The sequence below is a fragment of the Cellulosimicrobium composti genome, assembly GCF_009711085.1.
GTDB lineage: Bacteria > Actinomycetota > Actinomycetes > Actinomycetales > Cellulomonadaceae > Cellulosimicrobium > Cellulosimicrobium composti.
Window position 1 is genome coordinate 1 of record NZ_WMKA01000014.1, and the last position, 23,191, is coordinate 23,191.

Consider the following 23,191-nt stretch of genomic DNA (forward strand, 5'->3'; position numbering starts at 1 on the left):
GCGCCCGGCTCAGGCGGGGGCGAGCTCCGCGCGGCGCGGCGGGTTGGCGCCGGCGCGCGAGACGGTGATCGCGGCGACGGCGACGCAGCGCTCGAGCAGCCCGGCGAGCGTCGCCGCGTCGATCGCGCGCAGCGCGTCGCGGCGGTCCGCCCCGAGCAGGCCCGCGTCCCACAGCCCGTCGAGGAGCGCGCCCATGAACGAGTCGCCCGCGCCCACGGTGTCCACGACCTCGACGCGCGGCGCCGTCACGCGCTGCTCGCCGGCGGCGGCGACCGCGACCGCGCCCTCGCCGCCGAGCGTCACGACGACGAGCGCCGGGCCCAGCGCGAGCCAGTCGCGCGCGACCGCGACCGGGTCCGCGCCCGGCACGAGCCACGCCACGTCCTCGTCGCTGACCTTGACGACGTCGGCGAGCGCGACGAGCGCCTCGATCCGGGACCTCGCGTCGACCGGGTCGCCCATGAGCGCGGGGCGCGCGTTGGGGTCGTAGGTGACGGTCGCGGTGTCGCGGGCGGTCGCGACGAGGGCGCGCACGTCCGACGCGCCGGGCTCCAGGACCGCTGCGATCGAGCCCGTGTGCACCGCGAGCGTCCCGGCGTCGGCGGCGGTGCCCGGCGGGACGCGCCACTCGAGGTCGAACTCGTACGTCGCCGCGCCGTGGGCGTCGAGGTGCGCGGTCGCGACGCTCGTGCGGTCGGCGCCGGTGCTGCCGGGCGCGAGCGTCACGGCGGAGTCGTCGAGCCAGGCCCGCACCGCGGCGCCGTGCGCGTCGTCGGCGACCCACGTCGCGAGGCGCGCGTCGCGACCGAGCCGGCCCAGGGTCAGCGCGACGTTCGCGAGGCTCCCGCCCGGGTGCTCGTCCACGCTGCCGTCGGCGCGGTGCACGACGTCGATCAGCGCCTCGCCGACCACGAGCACGTGCCCGGGTCGCGCGGTTCCGGTCGGGGCGGGGGTGGTGCTCATCGGTCGTCTCCGGTGGTCTCGTCGGGGGTGTCCGCGCTCACGTCCTGGGCGCGCGCGGCGTCGAGGCGGGCGCGCGCGCCGTCGAGCCACTCCTGGCAGCGCGCGGCGAGCGCCTCGCCGCGCTCCCAGAGCGCGAGCGACGCCTCGAGCGGCTCGCCGCCGGCCTCGAGCCGGGCGACGACCTGCACGAGCTCGTCGCGCGCCTGCTCGTAGGACAGCGTCGACACGTCGGGCGTGACAGCGTTGTCAAAGGAAGTCACGGCAGTATTCAACCCCATCTGTGCGTCGTGGTCGGACCCGTCGTCCGGCCGGTGGACGTCCCGCGGCGCCGCGCGCGGCTCACGAGGTCTCCCCGACCGGGCCGGGAGCGGGAGCGTCGGCGTCGTGCAGCGCGGTCACCGTCGCGTCGAGAGAGCCGTGCGCGAGGCGCACGCGGACCGCGTCGTCGGCCGCGACGTCGGCGGGGGAGCGCACCACGTGCCCGTCCGCGCGCTGCACGACGGCGTAGCCCCGCTCGAGCGTCGACGCGGGGGACAGCGCGCGCACCTGCGCCTCGAGGCGACCCACGTCGCCCGCGGCGCGCACGAGGCGCGCGTCGAGCGCGCGGCGCGCCCGGTCGCGCAGCGCGCCGACCCGCTCCGCGCGGTCGGCGAGCATGCCGTGCGGCGCGGCGAGCACGGGCCGCGACCGCACGGCGTCGAGGCCCGCCTGCTCGCGCGCGACGGTCCCCGCGATCGCCGCGCGCAGGCGCTGCCGGCTCTGGGCCACCCGCGCGCGCTCCTCGGCGACGTCCGGCACGACGCGCTTCGCGGCGGCCGTCGGCGTCGAGGCGCGGACGTCGGCCACGAGGTCGAGCAGCGGGCTGTCCGTCTCGTGCCCGATCGCGCTGACGAGCGGCGTGCGGCACGCGGCGGCCACCCGCACCAGCGCCTCGTTGGAGAACGGGAGGAGGTCCTCCACGGCGCCGCCGCCGCGCGCGACGACGATCACCTCGACGTCCGGGTCCGCGTCGAGCGCGCGGATCGCGTCGCTCACCTGCTGGACCGCGTGCGCCCCCTGGACGGCGACCTCGCGGATCTCGAACCGGACCCGGGGCCAGCGGGCCCGCGCGTTGACGACGACGTCGTGCTCGGCCTTGGACTCCCGGCCGCACACGAGGCCCACGACCTTCGGCAGGAACGGCAGCGGGCGCTTGCGCTCGGCGTCGAACAGACCCTCGGCGGCGAGCACGCGCTTGAGGTGCTCGATGCGCGCGAGCAGCTCGCCCACCCCGACCGGGCGGATCTCGCGCGCCTGGAGCTGGAGCTGGCCGCGCCGCGTCCAGTACACGGGCTTGGCGTGCACGACGACGTGCGCCCCCTCCTCGAGCGTCGCGCCGCGCAGCACGCGCGTCGCCGCGGACACCGGGAGCGACATGTCGAGGTCCGTGTCGCGCAGCGTGAGGAACGCGGTCGACGTGCCGGGGCGGCGGTTGAGCTGGACGACCTGCCCCTCGACCCACACCGGGGCCATGCGCTCGACGTACTGCTCGATCTTGCGCGCGAGGAGCCGCACGGGCCACGGGTGCTCCGCGCTCGTCTCGAGAGCGCGCGCCGGGAGCGGCCCGCGCTCGGCGGGCCGCACGGGACCGCCCGGGTCGTCGGGCAGCGGGAACGTCGCGGTCACGGGTCCAGCCTGCCCCACCCCACCCACGTCCACCCGCCGCACGCCGGCCGCCGGGGCGGGCTGCCGGTCCCGCCCGCGCTCAGGGGGTCGGCTCCGGGGCGAGGAGGTCGACGGTGACGAGCCGGTAGCCCTCGGCCCGCAGGTCGTCGATGATCCCGGGCACCGCGTCGACGGTCGCGGCGTGGATGTCGTGCATGAGCACGACGCTCCCGGCGCGCGCCCCCTCGACCGTGCGCCGCCTCGTCTCGGCGGCGTCGCGGGTCTTCCAGTCGAGCGTGTCGAGGTTCCAGAGCACGACCTGCAGGCCGGTCCGCGTCGCGACGGACCGCACGCGGTCGTCCACGTCGCCGTACGGCGGGCGCAGGATCGTCGGGGTCGTGCCCGACGCGCGCGCGATCGCGTCCTGCGTGCGCTCGAGCTCGTCGCGCACGGCGTCGTCGTCGAGCGTCGTGAGCTGCGGGTGGTCCCACGTGTGGTTGGCGAGCAGGTGCCCGGCCGCGGCGGTGTCGCGCACGACCTCGGGCCGCTTCTCGACGTTCTCGCCCACGAGGAAGAACGTCGCCGTGACGTGCTTCTCCGCGAGGATCTCCAGGAGGCGCGGCGTCTGCGTGCCGGGCCCGTCGTCGAACGTCAGGGCGACGCACCGCTCGACGGCGCAGTCGACGCCCGTGGCCCGGGCCGCGTCGCGGCGCTGCTCGAGGAGCAGCGCCAGCCGGTCGGCCCACACCGTCTCGGTCGTGGCGAGCACCGCGTCGTGCGCCGCGACGCTGCGCGCCACGGGGACGCCGCCCACGCCGGCGTCGAGCGCGGCCGCCGCCTCGTCCAGCGCCGCGGACAGCGCCGTGCGCGTGCCCTCGTCCGAGACCAGGCCCGCCGACTCGGTGAGGACCGGCCGGCCCTCCGCGACCGCCGTCTCCAGCGCGTCGAACGCCCACTCCTGCTGCGCGCGGGCGAGGTCGGTGGTCGTCGTCGCGACCGCGGCCGCCGCCGCGTCGAGCGCGTCGGCGGACGGGACCGACCCCGTGACCACCGCGACGTCGCGCGCCGGTCGCGAGGCCGGGAAGAAGGGGTTCGGCCGCGTGAGCGCCGCCACCGTCCGCTCCGCGAGGGGGTACTCGACGCGCGTCGTGCGCAGGTCGGCGGCGTCCCCCAGCGCCGCGGCGAGCGGGTCGCGCAGCGACGGGTCGTCCACCTGGCCCTCGCTCCCGGACAGCACCGCCGCGCCGACCGTCTCGGCGGCGACCAGCGCGCCGAGCCGCGGCCCGTAGCCGGCGACCGCCCGGGCCCGCGCGAGGTCGGCGTCGCGCGTCGCGTCCGCGACCTCCTCCTCGTAGGCGGCGACGGCGTCGAGCCACCGCTCGTGCTCCCACGCCCCGACGGCGAGCACGCCGCCGGCGAGCAGGACGAGCGCCGCCGGGACCGCCCACCACCACGCGCGAGGACGCCGGCGGGGCGACTCCGGCGGCGACGGGGCAGGGCCGGGGGAGTCGGTCATGCTGTCGATCTTGCGTGGCGCGGCGAGGCTCGGCGACCCGGCGCGCGCGGGGTCCCGGGTGAAGTCGCGCGACGTGCGGAGGGAGTGTGGACCCCTCGCGCGCGGGGCGTGACGACGCCGCGACCAGGCCGTGCGTGACCGGCCTCACCGGGGTCGGCGGGCGGGTGCTCGCCTAGACTCGGGGGCGTGACCGCTCACCCTGCCGGCCCGTCCGTGCGCCCGTCCGACCGCCCCGCCGCGACCCCGGCCGGCGAGGCGCCCCGCAAGCGCGTCCTGCTCGCGGCGCCGCGCGGCTACTGCGCGGGCGTGGACCGCGCCGTCGTCGCCGTCGAGAAGGCGCTCGAGCACTACGGCGCCCCGGTGTACGTGCGCAAGGAGATCGTGCACAACAAGTTCGTCGTCGAGACGCTCAGCGAGCGCGGCGCGGTCTTCGTCGACGAGACGGACGAGGTCCCCGAGGGCGCGCGCGTCGTGTTCTCCGCCCACGGCGTCTCGCCGGCGGTCAAGGCCGCCGCGGCGGCGCGCAACCTCGACACGATCGACGCCACGTGCCCGCTCGTGACGAAGGTGCACAAGGAGGCCGTCCGCTTCGCCAAGGACGACTACGACATCCTCCTCATCGGCCACACCGGGCACGAGGAGGTCGAGGGCACCGCCGGCGAGGCCCCGGACCACGTCCAGGTCGTCGACTCCCCGGACCACGTCGACGACGTCGTCGTGCGCGACCCGGACAAGGTCGTGTGGATCTCGCAGACCACGCTGTCGGTGGACGAGACCATGGAGACCGTGCGGCGCCTGCGCGAGCGGTTCCCGACCCTCCAGGACCCGCCGAGCGACGACATCTGCTACGCGACGCAGAACCGCCAGGTCGCGGTGAAGAAGCTCGCGCCCCAGGCCGACGTCGTCATCGTCGTGGGGTCCGCGAACTCGTCGAACTCGGTGCGCCTCGTCGAGGTCGCGCTCCAGGCCGGGGCCGGGGCGTCGTACCGCGTCGACCGCGCGAAGGAGATCGACCCCGCGTGGCTCGACGGCGCGACGACCGTCGGCGTGACGTCCGGCGCGTCGGTGCCCGAGATCCTCGTCGAGGACGTCGTTGCCTACCTCGCGGAGCGCGGGTTCGGCGAGGTCGAGGAGGTGCGCACCGCGACGGAGGACCTCATGTTCTCGCTGCCGCGCGAGCTGCGCGCCGACCTCAAGGCCTCCGGCTCCGAGGGCGGCCGTCCCGCCCGCGGGGGCCGCACCGCCCTGTCGGTCCAGCCCGTCTGACGGGTTCGGCCCCGGCCCGGAGCGACAGGGAGGCGCCCGCCGCTCAGGCGCTCGCCCCGCCCGCCGCGCCGCCCTCGCGGGGCTCGGCCCGCTCGTCGATCGCCACGACCGACTCGTTGACCGACGCCAGGAGCTCGGGCGCGCTGATCGCGCTGAGCCGCGGGTTCACCGTGGCCGGGCTCGCGAGCTCGTCGTCCACGACGTGCAGGTCGGCGAACCGGCGCGCGCTGACGAGGACGCGCGTCTCGAGCGAGCCCACCGTACGGTTGTAGGCGTCCGAGGCGTTCTGGAGCTGCCGCCCGAGCTTCGCGAGGTGCGACCCCATGACGGCCAGACGCCCGTGGAGCTCCTTGCCGAGCGTGAGCACCTGCTGGGCGTTCGTGGCCAGCGCGTCCTGGCGCCACGCGTAGGCGATCGTGCGCAGCATCGCGACCATCGTCATGGGCGTCGCGATCACGACGTTCTTCGACACGGCGTGCTCCAGCAGCGACGGGTCCTGCTCGACGGCGGCCGAGAGGAACGCCTCGGCGGGCACGAACATCACGACGAACTCCGGCGCGGGGGCGAACTGGTCCCAGTAGCGCTTCGCGCCGAGGTCGTCGACGTGCTTGCGCATGTGCCGGGCGTGCGCCGCGAGCCGGTCCGCGCGCACGGCCGGGTCGGTCGCGCCCTGCGCGTCGAGGTAGCCGAGGAAGGCGACCTTGGCGTCGACGACGACCTGCTTGCCCCCCGCGAGCCGCACCACCATGTCCGGGCGGAGCGCGCCGTCGTCGGTCGAGACCTGGTCCTGCTCCACGAAGTCGACGTGGGGGAGCATGCCCGCGGCCTCGACCACGCGCCGCAGCTGGAGCTCGCCCCACGCGCCCCGCACCTGCGACGAGCGCAGGGCCGTGACGAGCTGCGACGTCTCGGCGCGCAGCAGCTCCGAGGCGTCGCGCACCCCGCGCACCTGCTCCGCGAGGCTGCCGTGCGCGGCGAGCCGCGCGCGCTCGGCCTCGGCGACCTCGGCGCGCACCTTCTCGAGCGCCCCCGCGAGCGGCTCGACGAGGTGGCGCACGGCCTCCTCGCGGCGCGCGAGCTCGGCCGCGCCCTGCTCCTGGCTGCGGCGCAGGCGCTCCTCCGCCTGCACGAGGAACTGCTCCGTCCCCGCGGCCAGCACCTTGCGCGACAGCGCCTCGAACTGGGCCTCGAGGCGACGGTGGTCGCCCTGGATCTCCTCGACGCGGCGGTCCGCGGCGGCGCGGAGCTCGGCGAGCTGCTGCTCGTGGGTCGCGCGCGCGAGGTCGAGCCGCTCGTCCGCGCTGCGCTGCGCCGCGCCGAGCTGGCGCGCGAAGCCCTCGCGCTCGGCCTCGAGCCGCTCGGCGAGGCCCGCGGCCCGCGCCGCCTCCTGCTGCGCCTGGCCCAGGAGCTGGGTGAGCCGGCGGACCTCCGCCGCGGCGGCGTCGGGCGACGCGCGCCGCACGCCGAGCACGAGCGCGCTGCCGCCCACAAGCCCCAGCACGAGACCGACGGCGAAGAGCAACCACCCCGAGATGTCCATGGCCGCACCCTGCCACGGGGAACCGACACCCCCGCCGCGCGACACGGCGGCGCGGGGCGCGGTCGGCCCGCCGGAACACCTCGTGACAAAACGCACCACGCGCGGGCGCACGGCTCGGTTACGGTGACGCCATGGTCGATCCCGTCCCCGTCCCAGCCCCCGTGCCGTCCGGTGCGCCCGCTCCGGACCCGACCCTCCGGTCCGCCACGGCCCCCGGTCCGCAGCCCGGTCCGCCCGCGCCGCCGAACCCCGCCGCCGCGCTCTCGCTGCGCGGCCTGTGGAAGCGGTTCGGCCAGAAGATCGCGGTCGCCGGGATCGACCTGGACGTCCCGGCGGGCTCGTTCTACGGGCTCGTCGGACCCAACGGCGCCGGCAAGACGACGACGCTGTCCATGGCCACCGGGCTCCTGCGTCCCGACGCCGGCACCGCGCACGTGCACGGCACCGACCTGTGGGCCGACCCCGCCGCGGGCAAGCGCCAGCTCGGCGTGCTGCCCGACGGCGTCCGGCTGTTCGACCGGCTCACGGGCGCCCAGCTCGTCACGTACGCGGGCCTCCTGCGCGGCATGGACCGCGACACCGTGGCCGAGCGCACGGCCGAGCTCCTCGCCGCGCTCGACCTCGCGAAGGACGCGACGACGTTCGTCGTCGACTACTCCGCGGGCATGACGAAGAAGATCGCGCTCGCGACCGCGCTCATCCACGCCCCGCGCACGCTCGTCCTCGACGAGCCGTTCGAGGCCGTCGACCCCGTCTCCGCCGCGAACATCCGCGACATCCTCGCGGGCTACGTCGCGAGCGGGGGGACCGTCGTCGTGTCGTCGCACGTCATGGACCTCGTCCAGCGCATGTGCGACCACGTCGCCGTCGTCGCGGGCGGGCACGTCCTGGCCGCGGGGACCGTCGACGAGGTCCGCGGCGACCAGAGCCTCGAGGACCGGTTCGTCGAGCTCGTCGGCGGCCGCCAGAGCACGGAGGGCCTCGCGTGGTTGCGCAGTTCGTAAGGCTCAAGCTCACCCTCATGGGCAACGCGTTCCGCCGGAGCGTGTGGCAGACCATCGGGTTCGTCGTCGGCGCGCTCTACGGGCTGTTCGTCGTGGGGATGCTCGTCGTCGGCGCGATCGTGCTCGGCACGACCGACCCGGAGCTCGCGGGGACGGTCGTCGTCCTCGGCGGGGCGCTCGCGGTGCTCGGGTGGTGGGTGATCCCGCTCTTCGCGTTCGGCGTCGACGCGACGCTCGACCCCCAGCGCTTCGTCCTCTTCGGCATCCCGCAGCGCCGCCTGCTCGCCGGGCTCGCCGTCGCGGGCGTGGTCTCGGTCCCGGGCGTCGCGACCGCGCTCTCAGCGCTCGGCGCGTCGTTCGCGTGGTGGCGCACGCCCCTCGCGCTGCTGGCCGCGCTCGTCGGGGCGGTCGTCGCGGTCGCGCTGTGCGTCGTCGGCTCGCGCGCCACGACGACGGCGCTCGCGCCCCTGCTCGAGTCCCGCCGCTACCGCGAGGTCGTGACCGTCGCGGCCTTCGTGCCGCTCGTCCTCGTCGGCCCCGCGTTCGCGTGGCTCGGCGCGCAGCTCGGCGAGGGCCCCGTCGACGGCGAGGCCGTGGGCGGCATGCTGACGCGCCTCGCCGGCGTCGTCGCGTGGACGCCCTTCGGGGCGCCGTGGGGCCTGGGCGCCGCCGTGCACGACGGCGCGTGGGGCCTCGCGCTCGCACGGCTCGTCGTCGCGCTCGCGACCCTCGCGGTGGCGTGGGTCGTGTGGGACCGGGCGCTCGCCCGCGCGCTCGTCACCCCGCCCACGTCCGGGGGCGCCGGGCGGGCCAAGGGCCTCGGCTTCTTCTCGCGCTTCCCGGCCACGCCGACCGGCGCGGTCGCCGCGCGCACCGCGACCTACTGGCTGCGCGACCCGCGCTACTCCGGGTCCATCGCGGTCGTGCCGCTCATCCCCGTCGTCCTCCTCGTCGTCGGCGGGGGAGCGGGCTCCGAGATCTTCCTCGCCCTCGCGCCGTTCACGGCGTGGATCCTCGGGTTCTCCATCTCGGCCGACGTCGCGTACGACCACACGGCCTTCGCCCTGCACGTGTCGTCGGGCGTGCCCGGGCGCGCGGACCGCTGGGGACGCGCGCTCCCCGTGCTCGTCGCGGGCGGCGCGGTGACGGTCCTGTTCGCCGTGGTGTCCGTCGCGGTCGCGGGCCGCTGGGACCTGCTCCCGGCGATCCTCGGCGTCTCGGTCGGCGTGCTGCTCACCTCGACGGGCGTGTCGAGCGCGACGTCGGCGCGCCTGCTCTACCCGGTGCCCAAGCCGGGGGACAGCCCGTTCAAGCAGCCGCAGGGCGCCGCGATGGCGACGCTCGTCGCGCAGACGGTCGCGATGGTCCTCGTGCTCGCGCTGTCCCTGCCGTTCCTCGTGCCGGGTCTCGTCGCGGTCCTCGCCGACCTGCCGGTGGTCGGGTGGGTCACGCTCCTCGTGGGCGCGGTGGTCGGGGCCGTCGTCCTCGTCCTCGGCGTCCGGTGGGGCGCCCGCCGGTACGACCGCGGGGCGCCCGAGCTGCTCCAGCGCGTGCTGTCCTACGCCTGAGCCGCGGGGCCGGGGCCGCGCCGCGGCCCCGGCCCCGTAGACTCGGGCGACGTGGCTCTCACTATTGGCATCGTCGGCCTGCCCAACGTCGGCAAGTCCACCCTCTTCAACGCCCTGACGCGCAACCAGGTGCTCGCCGCGAACTACCCGTTCGCGACGATCGACCCGAACGTCGGCGTGGTGTCCCTCCCGGACCCGCGGCTCGACAAGCTCGCCGAGATCTTCGGCAGCCAGCGCATCCTGCCCGCGACCGTGTCCTTCGTCGACATCGCGGGCATCGTCAAGGGCGCGAGCGAGGGGGAGGGGCTCGGCAACAAGTTCCTCGCGAACATCCGCGAGGCCGACGCGATCTGCCAGGTGACGCGCGCGTTCTCCGACCCGGACGTCGTCCGCGTCGAGGGCTCGACGGACGCCGAGGGCGACATCGAGACCATCAGCACCGAGCTGATCCTCGCCGACCTCCAGACGCTCGAGAAGACGGTCCCCCGCCTCGAGAAGGAGGTCAAGATCAAGAAGGGCGACGCGGCCCTCCTGGACGCGGCCCAGAAGGCGCAGGCGATCCTCGAAGCCGGCACGACGCTCTTCCAGGGCGCGGCCGCGGCCGGGCTGGACCTCGCGGACGTCGCGAGCCTGCAGCTGCTCACGGCGAAGCCGTTCATCTACGTCTTCAACACCGACGACGCCGGCCTGGCCGACGAGGACATGCAGGCTCGCCTGCGCGCGCTCGTCGCACCCGCCCAGGCGATCTTCCTCGACGCGAAGTTCGAGTCCGAGCTCGTCGAGCTCGAGCCCGACGAGGCGAAGGAGATGCTCGCCGAGTCGGGGCAGGAGGAGGCGGGCCTCGACCAGCTCGCGCGCGTTGGCTTCGACACGCTCGGCCTCCAGACGTACCTCACCGCGGGGCCCAAGGAGGCCCGCGCATGGACCATCCGCAAGGGCTGGACCGCGCCGCAGGCGGCCGGGGTCATCCACACCGACTTCGAGCGCGGCTTCATCAAGGCCGAGGTCGTCTCGTTCGAGGACCTCGTCGAGACCGGCTCGGTCGCCGCCGCGCGCGCCGCGGGCAAGGCGCGGGTCGAGGGCAAGGACTACGTCATGGCCGACGGCGACGTGGTGGAGTTTCGCTTCAACGTCTGAGATCCAGGTCACAGCCCTGCGCCCGCCGCATCGTGAGACGCGGCGGGCGCGACGGCGTTCCCCGGGCGGAGGTTTCGCCCGTGTTTCCCGGGCGTCGCGGCGCGGAAACGTGTCCGTACCGGCCAGTATCAACTCGGTAACGATCGACCTCCGCAACCGGGCAAGGGGGAGATCCCTCGCAACTAGGTCTGTAGCGTGGGCTCAAACCGTGGTGGGCATGCCCGTCCACGCGCGCCGACACGATCCGGCCGCGCGGCGACGGGGCGGCCGGGGGGCGAACGACGCCTCGCCGTCCGCGCCCGCCATCCCTTGGAGGAGGAACATTGAAGATCAGGCGCACGAGTGCCGCGCTCGCCGTGACGGTCACGGGGGCACTGCTGTTCTCCGCGTGCAGCGGCACGTCGGGTGAGGGCGAGACCGACGGCGACGACGCGGGCATCAACACCGAGAGCGCGGTCACCGTCGCGTGGGAGGCTCCGCTCAACGAGCTGAACCTGAGCTCGGCGAACGGCAACGCGACCCAGAACGCGGTCATCAACTACATGCTGAACTCGGGCTTCAGCTACTACGACGCCGACCTGAACCTCGTCCAGGACGAGTCGTTCGGCACGTACGAGAAGGTCTCGGACGACCCGCTGACCATCAAGTACACGTTCGGCGACGACACGAAGTGGTCGGACGGCGTGCCGGTCGACGCGACCGAGCTCCTGCTCGACTGGGCCGGCCAGTCCGGCAAGTTCAACACCGTCGAGGCCGAGACGGACCCGGAGACGGGCGAGGTCATCAACCAGGACGAGGTGGACGCCGGTGTCTACTTCGACGGTTCGGACCCGGGCATCGCGCTGATCTCGCAGAACCCCGAGATCTCCGAGGACAACAAGTCGATCACGGTCGTCTACGACAAGCCGTTCGGTGACTGGGAGCTCAACTGGACGAACGAGTTCGTCCCGGCTCACGTCGTCGGCCAGCACGCGCTCGAGATCGAGGACCCGGAGGAGGCCAAGGCCGCCGTCCGCGACGCGATCCTCAACAACGACACGGCTGCGCTGTCGAAGATCTCGAAGTTCTGGAACGAGGGCTTCCAGTTCACGTCGCTCCCCGAGGACCCGTCGCTGTACGTGTCCAACGGCGCGTACGTGCTCGAGGACTACAAGGAGAACCAGTACCTCACCCTCAAGGCGAACCCGGACTTCACGGGCGAGCGCAAGGGCTCGGTCGACACCATCACGGTCCGCTACATCGACGACCCGATGGCCCAGGTCCAGGCGCTCGAGAACGGTGAGGTCGACCTCATCGGCCCGCAGGCGTCGGCCGACGTCCGCACCGCGCTCGAGGCGCTCGACGGCGTCGAGACCCACTCGGGCATCGAGGGCACGTTCGAGCACGTCGACCTGGTCTTCCAGAACAAGGGTCCGTTCGACCCGGCGACCTACGGCGGCGACGTGGAGAAGGCCAAGGCCGTCCGCCAGGCGTTCCTGCTGACGATCCCGCGCCAGACGATCGTCGACAACCTCATCAAGCCGCTCAACCCCGACGCCGAGGTCCGCAACTCGCAGATCCTCATCCCGGGTTCGCCGAACTACGACCAGATGGTCGAGGAGAACGGCTCGGTCGAGTACCCCGACGGTGGTGACATCGAGAAGGCGAAGCAGCTGCTCGCCGACGCTGGCGTCGCGACGCCGATCGACGTGCGCTTCGCGTACAACAACGAGAACACGCGCCGCGTGAACGAGCTCGCGCTCATCACCGACACCGCGTCGCAGGCCGGCTTCAACATCGTCGACACGGGCCGCCCGGCCGCCGAGTGGGGCACCCTGCTCGCGACCGGCCAGGACCAGTACGACGCGTCGCTGTTCGGCTGGCAGTCGACCTCGACCGCGGTCACCGAGTCGGACGCCAACTTCCGTTGGACGCCGAACCCGGGTGTCAACAACTACGGCCAGTACAACAACCCGGCCGTGGACGCCGCGCTCGACGAGCTCCAGGTCGCGACGGACCCGGAGGAGCAGTTCCAGCTCCAGCTCGAGGTCGAGAAGAACCTCTGGGCCGACGGCTTCGGCGTGACGATCTTCCAGTTCCCGGCCATCCAGGGCTGGGACGAGAACCTGAAGGGCGTCGAGTCGATCACGATCAGCCCGACGATCTTCCACGGGTTCTGGAACTGGACGTTCGAGGGCTGAGAGTCCTGAACACCGCCTGACGCGGCCCGTCGCCGCCCGAGAGGGCGGCGACGGACCCGTCCGGACGCAAGAGACCGGGGGTCTCGACGGCCCGTCCGTCGGGGCCCCCGGTCCTCGCGTGCTCCCGATCTCCGACGTCCCTCACCACGGCGTCCCGTGCCCCTCGGTTCACGATCACGCGAGACCCACGCGTAGAATCGACCGGCCCCAGACCCGGGGTCCCTACCGACCAGCGAGGTAAATCCTCCGATGTTCTCCTTCATCTCGCGACGTGTGCTGGCAGGGTTGGCGACCCTCCTCGTGTCCACGTTCGCGATGTACCTGCTCGTCGACGCCGCGATCCGGCCGTACATCTTCATGGATCTCGAGTCGAGCACGAAGCCCAACAAGGCGCAGCTCATCGCCCAGCGCACCGCCGAGCTCGACCTGGACACCCCGTCGGTGATCCGCTACTTCAAGTGGCTCGGCAGCTTCGTCACCGGTGACCTCGGGACGGCCTGGCAAAGTGGCCAGTCGGTCTCGACCCTCCTGCAGGGCGCCGTCATCTCGACCATCCAGCTCGTGGCCGCCGCGACCGTCCTCGCCGTGATCTTCGGTGTCATGGTGGGTATCGTCAGCGCGCTGCGCCAGTACAGCAGCTTCGACTACCTGACGATCTTCGTCTCGTTCGTGCTGTACTCGCTCCCGGCCTTCTGGGTCGCCGTCCTGCTCAAGCAGTGGGGCGCGATCGGCTTCAACGACTTCCTGCGCGACCCGAACCTCTCGCTCCTCGCCATCGCGATCATCGGCGTGGTGGTCGGCCTGTTCTGGTCGCTCGCCTTCGGGGGCACCGCGCGACGCCGTCTCACGGTGTTCGCCATGGGCTTCGCGGCGAGCGCGCTCGCCCTGCTCTACCTGCAGCTCTCGGGCTGGTGGGAGCGGCCGAACCTCGGCCCGGTCATCATCATCGTCACGGGGACCGCGCTCGCGTTCGCGATCACCGCGCTCGTGTCCGGCCTGAAGAACCGCCGCGCGCTCTACGCCTCGCTCAGCACGGTCGTGCTCGGCGTGATCGTCTACTACCCGATCCAGTCGGTGCTCCGCCAGGTCGACAACTGGTGGCTCGTGCTCGTCCTCGCCGTCGTCACCGTCGCGGTCGGCATCGGCGTCGGCTACGCGTGGGGTGGCCCCGACAAGGGCGTGTCGGCCCGCGCGGCCGCCATCACGGCGTTCCTCGTCGGGTCGATGATCTTCATCGACAAGGTGATGAAGGTCTGGCCCGCGTACTTCGGCGCGACGGCCATCAACGGCCGGCCCATCCCGACGATCGGCAACAGCACGCCGAACCTCGGCGGCAACTTCTGGGTGCAGGTCCTCGACCAGTACACCCACCTGCTGCTGCCGACCATCGCGCTCGTGCTCATCCAGTTCGCCGGGTACACGCGCTACTCGCGCGCGAGCATGCTCGAGGTCATGAGCCAGGACTACATCCGCACGGCGCGGGCCAAGGGCCTGCCGGAGCGGACGGTCATCATGCGGCACGGCTTCCGCAACACGCTCATCCCGCTGGCGACGATCGTCCCCATCGACGTCATCACGCTCCTCGGCGGCGCCATCATCACGGAGAAGGTCTTCGCCCGACCGGGCATGGGCCTGCTCTTCCTCAACTCGCTGCAACGAGGCGAGATCGACCCCGTCATGGCCTATCTCGTCATCGTCGCGGCCCTCGCCATCATCGCCAACATCGTGGCTGACCTCATCTACGCAGCCCTCGACCCGCGGATCCGGGTGAACGCATGAGCAACACACCGAACGACGCGTCGCAGAGCGGCGCGACCGAGAACCAGATCGAGCTGCTCGAGGTCGAGGGGCTGTCGCAGGGGCAGATCGTCCGCCGGCGCTTCTTCCACCACAAGGGCGCGGTCGTCGCGCTGATCTTCCTCGTCGGGATCGTCGCGCTGGCGATCACGTCCATCGGGATCGGCGGCTGGGACGGCTGGTACGCCTACAAGGCGTCGGGCCAGGGCTCCACGTACCCGCTCGTCGACGGGGGAGCGCCCTCGAGCCAGCACATCTTCGGCCAGGACGAGGCGGGCCGTGACGTGTTCGCGCGCGTCATGCAGGGCACGCAGACGTCGCTCCTCGTCGTCCTCGCGGTCGGCGTCATCGCGACCGTCGCGGGCGTCCTCTTCGGGGCGCTCTCCGGGTACTACCGCGGCGCCGTGGACTCGTGGCTCATGCGCTTCACGGACCTCATCATCACGATGCCGGTCATCGTCATCGGCGCGGTCCTCGCGCTCCTGTCGGGCGGCAGCAACGCGCTCATCCTCGGGGCGTTCCTCGGCCTCGTGCTGTGGCCCCCGCTCGCGCGTCTCGTGCGCGGTGAGTTCCTGTCCCTGCGCGAGCGCGAGTTCGTCGACGCGGCACGCGTCGCCGGCGCGAGCGACAGCCGGATCATCTTCAAGCACATGCTGCCCAACGCGGTCGGCGTGATCATCGTCAACGTCACGCTGCTCATGAGCTCGGCGATCCTCCTCGAGACCGCCCTGAGCTACCTGGGCGTGGGCATCCAGGCCCCGGCCACGTCGCTCGGCAAGCTCATCAGCGACTACCAGGAGGCGTTCGCGACGCGTCCGTGGCTGTTCTGGTGGCCCGGTCTGTTCATCGTCGCGATCGCGCTGTGCGTCAACTTCATCGGCGACGGCCTGCGCGACGCGTTCGACCCGCGCCAGAAGCGCATCCCCTCGGAGCGCAAGATGGCCCGCGCCCAGCGCGTCGCACGCCCCACGGCGACCGCCGCGCCGAGCGCGACCGGTGAGGCCGGGGCGAGCTGATGACCGCCGTCGTCGCCGTCCGCCCGGGAGGTCGTGCACCTCTCGGGCGGCACGGCGCGCCGCGGCCGCGGTCAGGCGGTGAGCGCGACGGCCGTCCCGACCACGAGGGCGCCCAGCACGGCGAGCTCCAGGACGTGCCACGTGGCGCGGGCGCCCGGTGCGCCCGGCACGGGGCGGTCGAGGTGTCCGGCGGCGGCGAGCAGCCCGTGGCGCTGCTCGACGGCCTCCGCGACGGCCTCGGCGCTCGCGCCGGCGACCACCTGGTCCTGGCCGGCCGTGCGCCGTCGGGAGCTGCGCAGCCAGCGGGCCGTGCCGCTCGACCGGGGCGCCGCCCAGGCGGTCACGCGACCGCCCGCGTAGCGCACCTCGAGCGAGTAGCGGGTCTCGACGCCCTCGTAGGCGGTCCACGGCACGCGGACCGTGCGGGTCACGTTGCGCACCTCGACGCCCCCGTCGGACACCTCGACGGCGGGACGCCAGAACAGCATCCAGACGAGGTACGTCACGAGCGCGGCGGGCAGCAGTGCGTCCACGACCGCGCGGACGTCCCCCGTCACGGCCGTGGTGACGCCCAGCGCGACGGCGACGACGCCCGTCGCCACCGTGAGCACTCGGCCGTACGTCGAACGGAAGACCAGCGTGGGACCCATGCGCCCATGCTCGCAGAGTCGCGGCGCCACGAGCGCCGGCTCCAGCAGGAAGGACACTGATCAGCGTGGCCATCGAGACGTCTCCCGCGGCCCCGGCCGCGCGCCAGGGCAGCCCCGTGCTGACCGTGCGCAACCTCGGCGTGGACTTCTACGTCGACAAGGCCTGGTACCCCGCGGCCTCGGACGTGAGCTACGACCTCCACTCCGGTGAGGTCCTCGCGATCGTCGGCGAGTCCGGCTCGGGCAAGTCCCAGTCGTCGCTCGCGCTGCTGGGCCTGCTCCCGCCCAACGGGCGCGCCCGCGGTTCCGCCAAGCTCGGCGACCGCGAGCTCATCGGCATGTCGCACGGCGGGCTCCGGCACGTCCGCGGCAAGGAGATCTCCATGATCTTCCAGGAGCCGATGACGGCGCTGAACCCCGTCTACACGGTGGGCTTCCAGATCGTCGAGACCATCCGGACGCACTTCAACGTCGGCCCCGCCGACGCGAAGAAGCGCGCCATCGAGCTCCTGCGGCTCGTCGAGATCCCCGAGCCGGAGCGCCGCTTCGACTCCTACCCGCACCAGCTCTCCGGCGGCCAGCGGCAGCGCGCGATGATCGCCCAGGCCCTCGCGTGCGACCCGAAGCTGCTCGTGGCCGACGAGCCGACGACCGCGCTCGACGTCACGGTCCAGGCCGAGATCCTCAAGCTCCTGCGCGACCTGCGCTACCGCGTCGACGCGGCGATCATCCTCATCACGCACGACATGGGCGTGGTCGCGGACATGGCCGACTCGATCATGGTGATGAAGGACGGTCAGGTCGTCGAGCGCGGCACGTCGGCCGAGATCTTCGGCCGCCCGCAGCACCCGTACACGGTCCGCCTGCTCGAGGCCGTCCCGCACCTCGGCTCCAAGCGCGGCACGACGACCGTCACGGACCGCGTGCCCGCGGGCGCGGCGACCCCGGAGCGGCCGCTCGTGCTCGACGCGCAGGACATGGTCATCGAGTACCCGGGCCGGCGCCGGCAGGCGGCGTTCCGGGCGGTCGACGAGGTGTCGCTCCAGATCCACCAGGGCGAGGTCGTCGGCCTGGTCGGAGAGTCCGGTTCCGGCAAGACGACGATCGGCCGTGCGGCCGTCGGCCTGCTCCCCGTCACGGCGGGCTCGCTGCGGATCGTCGGCACGGACATGGTCGGGGCCAAGCCCAAGGACCTCAAGCCGCTGCGCACCGAGGTCGGCATCGTGTTCCAGGACCCGGGCTCGTCGCTCAACCCGCGCCTGCCGATCGGCGAGTCGATCGGCGAGCCGCTCATGCTGCACAAGGGCGTGAAGGGCAAGGAGCTCAGCCGCGAGGTCGAGCGCCTGCTCGACCAGGTCGAGCTGCCGCGCGCGATGCGCAACCGCTACCCGCACGAGCTCTCGGGCGGTCAGCGGCAGCGCGTCGGCATCGCCCGCGCGCTGTCGCTCGAGCCGAAGCTGCTCGTCGCGGACGAGCCGACGTCGGCGCTCGACGTGTCGGTCCAGGCGAAGGTGCTCGACCTGTTCACCGACCTGCAGCGCGAGCACGGCTTCGCCTGCCTGTTCATCTCGCACGACCTCGCGGTCGTCGAGCTGCTCTCGGACCGCATCGCGGTCATGCACAAGGGCAAGCTCGTCGAGGTGGGGGAGACGGAGCAGATCGTCCACGCGCCCCGTCACCCGTACACGCAGCGTCTCCTCGCCGCGGTGCCGGTGCCGGACCCGGCGGCGCAGCGCGAGCGCCGCGCGGCGCGCGACGCCCTCCTCGAGGCGGCGGCGCGCGACATCGCGAACGACGAGCTGTCGTCCCTCGTGGACGAGGAGCGCGCGCTCGCCGAGTCGCGCGACGACATCGACCACGAGCGCAGCGCGCCGCCCACCGCGGGGGCCGGGTTCTGACCCTGCGCTGACCGCGGACGGCGAGCGAGCCTCACCCGCACCCGACCGGACGCCCCGGTGCCGCCTCGACGGAGGCCGGCACCGGGGCGTTCCGGTTGCCTGGTCCGACCACCGCCGGAAGCCTGGGCACATGACACGCGCGGAGGACGACGTTCCCGGGGCGGCGCACGACGGCGCGCCCGTCGAGGCACGAGTGCAGACGCAGGAGACCCCACCCGCGGCCGACGACCTCACCGGCCCCCGGACGGGGCGGCCCGACCCGCGGGTCTTCTACCCTGCGGCCGGCCTGATCCTGCTGTTCGTCCTGCTGACGATCCTCTTCACGGACACCGTGACGGCGGTCATGGAGACGCTGCAGCGCGACGTGATCGGCGTGTTCGGCTGGTACTACGTCATCGTCGTCGCGGGCTTCGTCGTGTTCGCCCTGTGGATGGGCATGAGCCGCTTCGGCGACATCGTGCTCGGCAAGGACGAGGACGAGCCGCTGTTCCGGCTGCCCGTCTGGTTCGCGATGCTCTTCGCGACCGGCATGGGCATCGGGCTCGTGTACTGGGGCGTGGCCGAGCCCCTGTCGCACTACGTGAACCCGAAGCCGGGCGTCGAGGGGAGCGACCCCGCGCTCGCGCAGGCCGCGATGGGCCAGAGCTATCTCCACTGGGGCGTGCACGCGTGGGCGATCTACGTCGTCGCGGGCCTCGCCCTCGCCTACGCGATCCACCGCAAGGGGCGGCCCGTGTCGATCCGCTGGGCGCTCGAGCCGCTCTTCGGCGACCGGGTCAAGGGTCGGCTGGGCGACGTCATCGACGTCGTCGCGGTGATCGGCACGGTGTTCGGCGTCGCGACCTCGCTGGGCTTCGGCGTCCTCCAGATCGCCGCGGGGCTCGGGTACCTCGACGTGGTGCAGCCGAGCACGGCGCTCGAGATCGGGCTCATCGCGGCCATCTCCGCGCTCGCGACGATCTCGGTGGTGTCCGGCCTCGGCCGGGGCATCAAGTGGCTGTCGAACGGCAACATGGTGCTCGCCGGCGTCGTCCTCGTGCTCGTGCTGGCGCTGGGCCCGACCCTGTTCCTCCTGCGCGAGTGGGTCCAGTCGCTCGGCTACTACGTGCAGAACATCGTGCGGATGTCGTTCGACACGACGGCGTTCCAGGGCGACGCCGGGCTCGAGTGGCAGTCGTCGTGGACGATCTTCTACTGGGGCTGGTGGATCTCCTGGGCTCCGTTCGTCGGCGTCTTCATCGCGCGCATCTCGCGGGGTCGCACGGTGCGCGAGTTCGTGCTCGGGACGCTGCTCGTCCCGACGATCGTCACGACGCTGTGGTTCTCGGTGTTCGGCGGCTCCGGGCTCTACCGCGAGCTCACCGAGCCGGGCAGCATGCTCGTGAACGGCAAGGTGGACACCGACACCGCCCTGTTCCAGCTCTTCGACGGGCTGCCGCTCGGGGCGCTGCTCTCCGTGGTGGGCATCGTCCTCATCGTGGTCTTCTTCGTGACGTCGTCGGACTCGGGCTCGCTCGTCGTGGACATGCTCGCGAGCGGCGGCAACCCGAACCCGCCGACGTGGAGCCGCATCTTCTGGGCGGGCACGTCGGGCCTGCTGGCCATCGCGCTCCTCCTGGCGGGCGGCCTCGAGGCGCTCCAGACGGCGGCGATCCTCATCGCGCTGCCGTTCTCGGTCGTGATGATCGGCATGGCCGTCGCGACGGTCCGGGCGCTGCGGGGCGAGCACGCGGCGATCGTGCGGGCCGAGCGGCGAGCGGCGCGCGCGGCGCTGACCGAGCACGTCACGACCCGCGTCACGGAGTCGATCTCGGAGCAGTGGGAGGAGCTCTACCCGGACCGGCCCGACCGCTGGCGCGCGCTCGTCCGGCGTCCGCGCAAGGGGACGCCGCCGGGCGGGCGCGGCCCGGGGTGACGCACGTCATGGTGGCGGCGAGCGGGACCCGGTAGGATAGCCGTGCCCGGGTGACGGCCCGTGCATCCGTGATGCCGCGGCGGGCCGACCCCCGCCGCCCCGCGCGCAGAGGTGGCCGGCCGTCGTCGCCCCTCGAACCCCACGAAATGAGAACCGTAGATGTCTGTGCGCTCCGACCTGCGCAACGTGGCGATCGTCGCCCACGTCGACCACGGCAAGACCACGCTCGTCGACGCGATGCTGCGCCAGTCCGGCGCCTTCTCCGCGCACCAGCACGTGGACGACCGCGTCATGGACTCCGGTGACCTCGAGCGCGAGAAGGGCATCACGATCCTCGCGAAGAACACCGCGGTCCGGTACGCCGGCCCCGCGGCCGCCGCGGTGGGGGAGCCCGACGGCATCACGATCAACGTCATCGACACGCCCGGCCACGCCGACTTCGGCGGCGAGGTCGAGCGCGGCCTGTCCATGGTCGACGGCGTCGTGCTCCTCGTCGACGCGAGCGAGGGCCCGCTCCCGCAGACCCGCTTCGTGCTGCGCAAGGCGCTCGCCGCGAAGCTGCCGGTGATCATCGTCGTCAACAAGGTCGACCGCCCGGACTCGCGGATCACCGAGGTCGTCGCCGAGGCGACCGACCTCCTCCTCGGCCTGGCGAGCGACCTCGCGGACGAGGTGCCGGACCTCGACCTCGACGCGATCCTCGACGTCCCGGTCGTCTACGCCTCCGCCAAGGCGGGGCGCGCGTCGCTCGACCAGCCGCTCGACGGCCAGCTCCCCTCGAACGAGGACCTCGAGCCGCTCTTCACGACGATCCTCGAGAAGATCCCGGCCCCGACGTACGACGAGGGCGCGCCGCTCCAGGCGCACGTGACGAACCTCGACGCCTCGCCGTTCCTCGGCCGCCTCGCGCTGCTGCGCATCTTCAACGGCGAGCTGCGCAAGGGCCAGGTCGTCGCGTGGGCGCGCCACGACGGCACCCTCCAGAACGTGAAGATCACCGAGCTCCTCGAGACGAAGGCGCTCGACCGCGTCCCCACGGACAAGGCCGGCCCCGGCGACATCGTCGCCGTCGCGGGCATCGCGGACATCACGATCGGCGAGACCCTCACCGACCCCGACGACCCGCGCCCGCTCCCGCTCATCACGGTCGACGACCCGGCGATCTCGATGACCATCGGGATCAACACGTCCCCGCTCGCGGGCAAGGGCGGCAAGGGCCACAAGGTCACGGCCCGCCAGGTCAAGGACCGGCTCGACGCCGAGCTCGTGGGCAACGTGTCGCTGCGCGTCCTGCCCACCGACCGCCCCGACGCGTGGGAGGTCCAGGGCCGCGGCGAGCTCGCGCTCGCGATCCTCGTCGAGCAGATGCGCCGCGAGGGCTTCGAGCTCACGGTCGGCAAGCCGCAGGTCGTCACGCGCACGATCGACGGCAAGACGCACGAGCCGATGGAGCGCATGACGATCGACGTGCCCGAGGAGTACCTCGGCGCCGTCACGCAGCTCCTCGCGCAGCGCAAGGGCCGCATGGAGACCATGTCGAACCACGGCACCGGCTGGATCCGCATGGAGTTCATGGTCCCGGCGCGCGGCCTCATCGGGTTCCGCACGCGCTTCCTCACCGAGACGCGCGGCACCGGCATCGCGTCGTCGATCTCCGAGGGCTACGAGCCGTGGGCGGGGCACATCGAGACCCGCACGACGGGCTCGCTCGTGGCCGACCGCGCCGGCAAGGTGACGCCGTTCGCGATGATCAACCTCCAGGAGCGCGGCTCGTTCTTCGTCGACCCCACGCAGGAGGTCTACGAGGGCATGATCGTCGGCGAGAACTCGCGCAACGAGGACATGGACGTGAACATCACCAAGGAGAAGAAGCTCACGAACATGCGGTCCTCGACGGCCGACAACTTCGAGAACCTCATCCCGCCGCGCCACCTCACGCTCGAGGAGTCCCTGGAGTTCGCGCGCGAGGACGAGTGCGTCGAGGTCACGCCCGAGGTCGTGCGCATCCGCAAGGTGATCCTCGACCAGACCGAGCGCGCCCGCGCGATCTCGCGCGCCAAGCGCGCCTGACACCCCGCCGCGGGTGACCGTGCCACCGGAGCAGCAGGCCGCCGTCGTGCCCGACGGCGGCCTGCTGGCCGTGCACGCGCACCCCGACGACGAGACGCTCGCCACGGGAGCGCTCCTCGCGACGTGGGCCCGCGCGGGCCTGCCCGTCACCGTGGTCACGTGCACGCGCGGCGAGCGCGGCGAGGTGATCGACACCCCGGCGCACCCGACGGGCGTCGCGCACCTCGAGGGTGACGGCCCCGCCCTCGCGGCCCACCGGGAGGGCGAGCTCGCCCGCGCGCTCGCCGCGCTCGGCGTCCGCGACCACGTCTTCCTCGACGCCGTCGCGCTCCCCGGGCACGACGGCGCCGTGCGGCCCCGGTACGAGGACTCCGGCATGGCGTGGGTCGCGCCGGGCGTCGCGGGCGGGGTCGCGACCGGGCAGCTCCCGCCCCGGGCGTTCGTGGGCGTCCCGCTCGACGAGGCCGCGGCGCGCCTGGCCGCCGTCGTGCGCGAGCGGCGTCCCGCCGTCGTCGCGACGTACGAGCCCGGGGGAGGCTACGGCCACCCCGACCACGTGCGCGCCCACGAGGTGACGGTCCGCGCGCTCGACCAGGTCGCGGCGGCGGGCGAGCCGGTCCCGGACCTGTGGCTGTCCGTCGCCCCCGAGAGCGCGGTCCGCGCCGCGCGGCGCGCGCTCGCCGAGGACGCGCAGGCGGCGGCGCTCCTCGCGGCGGACGAGCGGCTCACGCTGGCCGACCCGGACGAGGACCTGCCGCCGTTCGCGCGTCCCGACGCGACGCTCGGCACGCTACGGGTGGTGCCCGTCGCGCCTGTGCTCGAGGCGGTCCTCGCCGCGATGCGCGCGCACGCGACGCAGGTCCAGCACGCGACGGCCTCGACGGGTGGCGCCCCGGCGTCGCTCGGCTGGTACGCCCTGAGCAACGACGTGCTGGCCCCGCTGCCTTCACACGAGTTCTACGCTCCCTCCGGCGGCGCTCTCCCGGGCGCGCCCGCCCGGCCCAGGCCCACGCGTTAGCCTGGGGCC

The 23,191-nt window shown here is 73.4% G+C and carries 17 protein-coding genes; 11 read left to right on the plus strand and 6 right to left on the minus strand.

The genetic code is table 11. From position 1 onward, the window contains the following. Nucleotides 1-9: 9 nt before the first annotated feature. The 4 genes from GJV82_RS08085 to GJV82_RS08100 form a co-directional block, all read right to left on the minus strand. Nucleotides 10-963, minus strand: coding sequence for a carbohydrate kinase family protein (locus GJV82_RS08085; RefSeq protein ID WP_155098878.1), 954 nt, complete (start codon nucleotides 961-963; stop codon nucleotides 10-12). Continuing rightward, nucleotides 960-1,241 (minus strand): exodeoxyribonuclease VII small subunit, encoded by a 282-nt coding sequence (locus GJV82_RS08090; RefSeq protein WP_115942238.1) that lies wholly within the window; start codon nucleotides 1,239-1,241, stop codon nucleotides 960-962. Before GJV82_RS08090 ends, GJV82_RS08085 begins: the two co-directional genes overlap by 4 nt. A 61-nt stretch (nucleotides 1,242-1,302) precedes the next feature. Beyond that, nucleotides 1,303-2,628, minus strand: a complete 1,326-nt coding sequence (xseA, locus tag GJV82_RS08095; RefSeq protein ID WP_318657419.1) for an exodeoxyribonuclease VII large subunit — start codon at nucleotides 2,626-2,628, stop codon at nucleotides 1,303-1,305. Nucleotides 2,629-2,707: 79 nt separating this feature from the next. Further along, complete coding sequence (locus tag GJV82_RS08100) at nucleotides 2,708-4,123, minus strand: polysaccharide deacetylase family protein (protein WP_155098879.1); 1,416 nt, start codon at nucleotides 4,121-4,123, stop codon at nucleotides 2,708-2,710. 213 nt (nucleotides 4,124-4,336) lie between these two features. Here GJV82_RS08100 and GJV82_RS08105 point away from each other — a divergent pair, with 213 nt between their 5' ends. Continuing rightward, nucleotides 4,337-5,389 carry a 4-hydroxy-3-methylbut-2-enyl diphosphate reductase gene (locus tag GJV82_RS08105; RefSeq protein ID WP_115942241.1) on the plus strand — a complete coding sequence of 351 codons (1,053 nt, stop codon included), beginning with the start codon at nucleotides 4,337-4,339 and terminating at the stop codon, nucleotides 5,387-5,389. A gap of 43 nt (nucleotides 5,390-5,432) precedes the next feature. On the opposite strand, the gene rmuC is transcribed toward GJV82_RS08105, so the two are convergent. After that, on the minus strand, nucleotides 5,433-6,929 hold the full coding sequence (gene rmuC, locus GJV82_RS08110; protein ID WP_155098880.1) for a DNA recombination protein RmuC: 1,497 nt from the start codon (nucleotides 6,927-6,929) through the stop codon (nucleotides 5,433-5,435). A gap of 131 nt (nucleotides 6,930-7,060) precedes the next feature. Between rmuC and GJV82_RS08115 the strand changes: the two genes are divergently transcribed. The 6 genes from GJV82_RS08115 (at nucleotide 7,061) to GJV82_RS08140 (ending at nucleotide 15,631) form a co-directional block, all read left to right on the plus strand. Continuing rightward, on the plus strand, nucleotides 7,061-7,933 hold the full coding sequence (locus GJV82_RS08115) for an ABC transporter ATP-binding protein (protein WP_155098881.1): 873 nt from the start codon (nucleotides 7,061-7,063) through the stop codon (nucleotides 7,931-7,933). Then, a complete protein-coding gene (locus tag GJV82_RS08120; protein ID WP_318657420.1) occupies nucleotides 7,915-9,501 on the plus strand; it encodes a hypothetical protein in 1,587 nt (528 codons plus the stop codon). The genes GJV82_RS08115 and GJV82_RS08120 overlap by 19 nt, the downstream gene beginning before the upstream one ends. A 51-nt stretch (nucleotides 9,502-9,552) precedes the next feature. After that, nucleotides 9,553-10,638, plus strand: a complete 1,086-nt coding sequence (gene ychF / locus GJV82_RS08125) for a redox-regulated ATPase YchF (protein ID WP_318657421.1) — start codon at nucleotides 9,553-9,555, stop codon at nucleotides 10,636-10,638. 323 nt (nucleotides 10,639-10,961) lie between these two features. Continuing rightward, on the plus strand, nucleotides 10,962-12,818 hold the full coding sequence (locus GJV82_RS08130; RefSeq protein WP_024841108.1) for an ABC transporter family substrate-binding protein: 1,857 nt from the start codon (nucleotides 10,962-10,964) through the stop codon (nucleotides 12,816-12,818). A gap of 249 nt (nucleotides 12,819-13,067) precedes the next feature. Next, nucleotides 13,068-14,597: an ABC transporter permease gene (locus GJV82_RS08135; RefSeq protein WP_155098882.1), complete on the plus strand. Its 1,530-nt coding sequence runs from the start codon at nucleotides 13,068-13,070 to the stop codon at nucleotides 14,595-14,597. After that, nucleotides 14,594-15,631, plus strand: coding sequence for an ABC transporter permease (locus GJV82_RS08140; RefSeq protein ID WP_024841110.1), 1,038 nt, complete (start codon nucleotides 14,594-14,596; stop codon nucleotides 15,629-15,631). The genes GJV82_RS08135 and GJV82_RS08140 overlap by 4 nt, the downstream gene beginning before the upstream one ends. A gap of 71 nt (nucleotides 15,632-15,702) precedes the next feature. On the opposite strand, the gene GJV82_RS08145 is transcribed toward GJV82_RS08140, so the two are convergent. Continuing rightward, nucleotides 15,703-16,281: a PH domain-containing protein gene (locus GJV82_RS08145; RefSeq protein WP_155098883.1), complete on the minus strand. Its 579-nt coding sequence runs from the start codon at nucleotides 16,279-16,281 to the stop codon at nucleotides 15,703-15,705. A 65-nt stretch (nucleotides 16,282-16,346) separates the two neighbouring features. Here GJV82_RS08145 and GJV82_RS08150 point away from each other — a divergent pair, with 65 nt between their 5' ends. The 4 genes from GJV82_RS08150 (at nucleotide 16,347) to GJV82_RS08165 (ending at nucleotide 23,182) form a co-directional block, all read left to right on the plus strand. Continuing rightward, complete coding sequence (locus GJV82_RS08150) at nucleotides 16,347-18,179, plus strand: ABC transporter ATP-binding protein (protein WP_318657422.1); 1,833 nt, start codon at nucleotides 16,347-16,349, stop codon at nucleotides 18,177-18,179. Nucleotides 18,180-18,309: 130 nt separating this feature from the next. Continuing rightward, entirely contained in the window at nucleotides 18,310-20,094 is a 1,785-nt protein-coding gene (locus tag GJV82_RS08155) for a BCCT family transporter (protein ID WP_155098885.1), read from the plus strand. A gap of 159 nt (nucleotides 20,095-20,253) precedes the next feature. Continuing rightward, the gene (gene typA / locus GJV82_RS08160; RefSeq protein ID WP_024841114.1) at nucleotides 20,254-22,164 is read left to right on the plus strand and encodes a translational GTPase TypA; all 1,911 of its coding nucleotides are present in this window, start codon (nucleotides 20,254-20,256) and stop codon (nucleotides 22,162-22,164) included. A gap of 13 nt (nucleotides 22,165-22,177) precedes the next feature. Continuing rightward, on the plus strand, nucleotides 22,178-23,182 hold the full coding sequence (locus GJV82_RS08165) for a PIG-L family deacetylase (RefSeq protein WP_318657423.1): 1,005 nt from the start codon (nucleotides 22,178-22,180) through the stop codon (nucleotides 23,180-23,182). Nucleotides 23,183-23,191 lie beyond the last annotated feature (9 nt).